The sequence below is a fragment of the Corallococcus llansteffanensis genome (assembly GCF_003612055.1).
GTDB classification, from domain to species: Bacteria; Myxococcota; Myxococcia; order Myxococcales; family Myxococcaceae; genus Corallococcus; species Corallococcus llansteffanensis.
In genome coordinates this window covers 1-2,785 of the sequence record NZ_RAWB01000861.1, presented here as the reverse complement: position 1 = coordinate 2,785, position 2,785 = coordinate 1, and the positions used below count along the sequence as shown (strand labels likewise).

The following is a 2,785-nucleotide window of genomic DNA, read 5'->3' as shown; positions in this document are numbered from 1 at the left end:
TCTCACGTCACCCTCCTCAACACCGTCCCCTCCGCCCTCTCCGAGTTGCTTCGCGGCGCGGGCCTGCCGCCCTCCGTCCGCACCGTCAACCTCGCCGGCGAGCCGCTTCCTCGCGCCCTCGTGACGCGCGCCTACCAGGTGCCCTCCGTCCAGCGCCTCTTCAACCTCTACGGGCCCTCCGAGGACACCACCTACTCCACCTGGGCCCTCATCGATTCCTCCGAGGCCGGCACCCCTCCCATTGGACGTGCCATCGCCAACTCCCAGGTGTACCTGCTGGACCGCTTCGGCCAGCCCACGCCCTTCGGTGTCCCAGGGGAAGTCTTCCTCGGGGGCGAAGGCCTCGCGCGCGGCTACCTCGGCCAGCCCGCACTCACCGCCGAGCGCTTCGTCCCCAATCCCTTCAGCACTTCGCCCGGTGCTCGCCTCTACCGCACTGGCGACCTCGCCCGCTGGCGTACGGAGGGCCAGCTGGAGTTCCTCGGCCGCAATGACCATCAGGTGAAGCTGCGCGGCTTCCGGATTGAGTTGGGAGAGATTGAGGCCGCACTGGCGCGACAGCCGGGCGTGCGCGAGGTGGCCGTCCTCGTTCGCGAGGATGTGCCCGGAGACAAGCGCCTCGTCGCGTACCTCGTGCTGGCTCCCGACGACGCGCCCTCCGTCAGCGAGCTGCGCCGTGCGCTTCAACAACTGCTGCCCGGCTACATGGTGCCGGCCCACCTGCTTCCGTTGGATGCGCTTCCGCTCACGCCCAACGGCAAGCTGGACCGACGCGCCCTGCCCGCACCGGATGCGCGGCCTTCGCTGGACACCGGCTTCGTCGCCCCCCAGAGCGCCCTGGAGCAGCAGCTTGCCTCCGCATGGCAGTCCGTCCTGCGCCTCGACAAGGTCGGCGTCCACGACAACTTCTTCGACCTCGGCGGCAACTCGCTGCTGGCCACCCAGGTCGTCTCCCGGCTTCGCGATCAGTTCGCCGTCTCGGTGCCGCTGCACGTCCTCTTCCAGGCACCGAGCATCTCGGGGCTGGCGCGCCATCTCCAGGCGCACGCTCCCGCATCAGAGTCCCTCCAGCCCACCTTCAAGCCTCGTCCCGACGGCCCTCTTCCCCTCTCCTTCGCCCAGGAGCGGCTCTGGTTCATCGACCAACTGCTGCCGGGGAACCCGCTCTACATCATGCCGCTGGCCGTGCGCCTGACGGGGACGCTGGATGCGGCCGCCCTGGCGCACAGCCTGCGCGCCCTCGTTCAGCGCCATGAGAGCCTGCGCACCACGTTCGGCCTGGTGGACGACAAGCCCGTGCAGCTCATCGCTCCCGCACAGGACGTCCCGCTGCCGCTGACCGATCTGCGCTCACTTCCGGCCGAGGCGCAGTCCGCCGCGGTGGCTCAGCACACGCACGCCTTCGCCGCGCAGCCCTTTGATTTGCACACGGGGCCCCTGCTGCGCTCCTGCCTGCTGCAGCTCGCTGACGACTCACACCTGTGGCTGCTGTCGCTGCACCACATCGTGGCGGATGGCTGGTCCCTGGGCGTGCTCGTCCAGGAGGTCGCAGCCCTCTACGCCTCCGCACTGCGAGGTGAGCCGGATGCACTGCCTCCACTGCCCATCCAATACGCCGACTACACGCTCTGGCAGCGCGAGTGGCTCCAGGGCCCGGCCCGTCAGCCGCTGCTGGACTACTGGACCCGCCAGCTCGCGGACGCGCCCACCGTCCTCGAACTGCCCACCGACTTTCCGCGTCCCGCGATCGCATCGAGCCGTGGCGCGCTTCAGCCGCTTCAACTTCCCGCGGAGCTCACGGCGTCCCTGAAGGCACTCAGCCGGGAGGAGGGGGTCACCCTCTTCATGACGCTAATGGCCGCCTTCCAGGTCCTCCTCCAGCGCTACTGCGCCAAGGATGACTTCGTCGTCGGAACCCCCATCGCCAACAGAACCCTCGGTCAAACCGAGGCGCTCATCGGCTGCTTCATCAACACGCTTCCCATTCGCGCGAACCTCGCCGGACAGCCCTCCTTCCGCACGCTGCTGCGTCGCGTGCAGGCCACCTGCCTGGAAGCGTACGCGCACCAGGAGCTGCCCTTCGAGCACCTCGTTGACGCGCTCCACCTCTCGCGCGACCTCAGTCACACGCCCCTGGTCCAGGTCCTCTTCGTCCTCCAGAACACGCCCATGGCGACGCCGGCCCTCTCCGGGCTGCACCTGGAAGCGCTGCCCACCCAGAGCACCACCGCCAAGTTCGATCTCACGCTCAATCTCGAGGAGACCTCCGGTGGGCTGAAGGGCTGGTTCGAGTACCGCACCGAGCTGTTCAAGACCGAGACGATCGAGCGACTGACAGACCAGCTCCAGACGCTGCTCGAAGGCATCGTGACCGCGCCGAATCAGCCGCTCACGATGCTGCCGGTGCTGTCGGAGGGCGAGCGACGGCAGGTGCTGGTGGACTTCAACGCCAACACCTCCGCCTACCCGTCCGACTCCATCGCCTCGCTCTTCCACGCCCAGGCCGCCCGTACTCCGGACGCGCCCGCGCTCCTCACCTCCGACACAACCCTCACCTACCGCGCCCTCTCCGAGCGCGTCTGCCGCCTCGCCCATCACCTGCTCCACCTGGGCGTCGGTCCCGAGATCACCGTCGGCGTCTACCTGGAGCGTTCGCCCGACCTCATCGTCAGCCTCCTGGCCATCCTCTCCGCGGGCGGCGCCTACGTCCCCCTCGACACCAGCTACCCCGCCGAGCGCCTCGCCTTCATGCTCGAGGACTCTCGCGCCTCCCTCGTCCTCTCTC

Annotated in this window: 1 protein-coding gene; it reads left to right on the top strand. The window is 68.9% G+C overall.

Annotation, left to right across the window (positions count from 1 at the left end; genetic code table 11):
* Positions 1 to 2,785 (top strand): condensation domain-containing protein (locus D7V93_RS41305; RefSeq protein WP_147451624.1); only part of this gene is annotated, 2,785 nt, incomplete at both ends.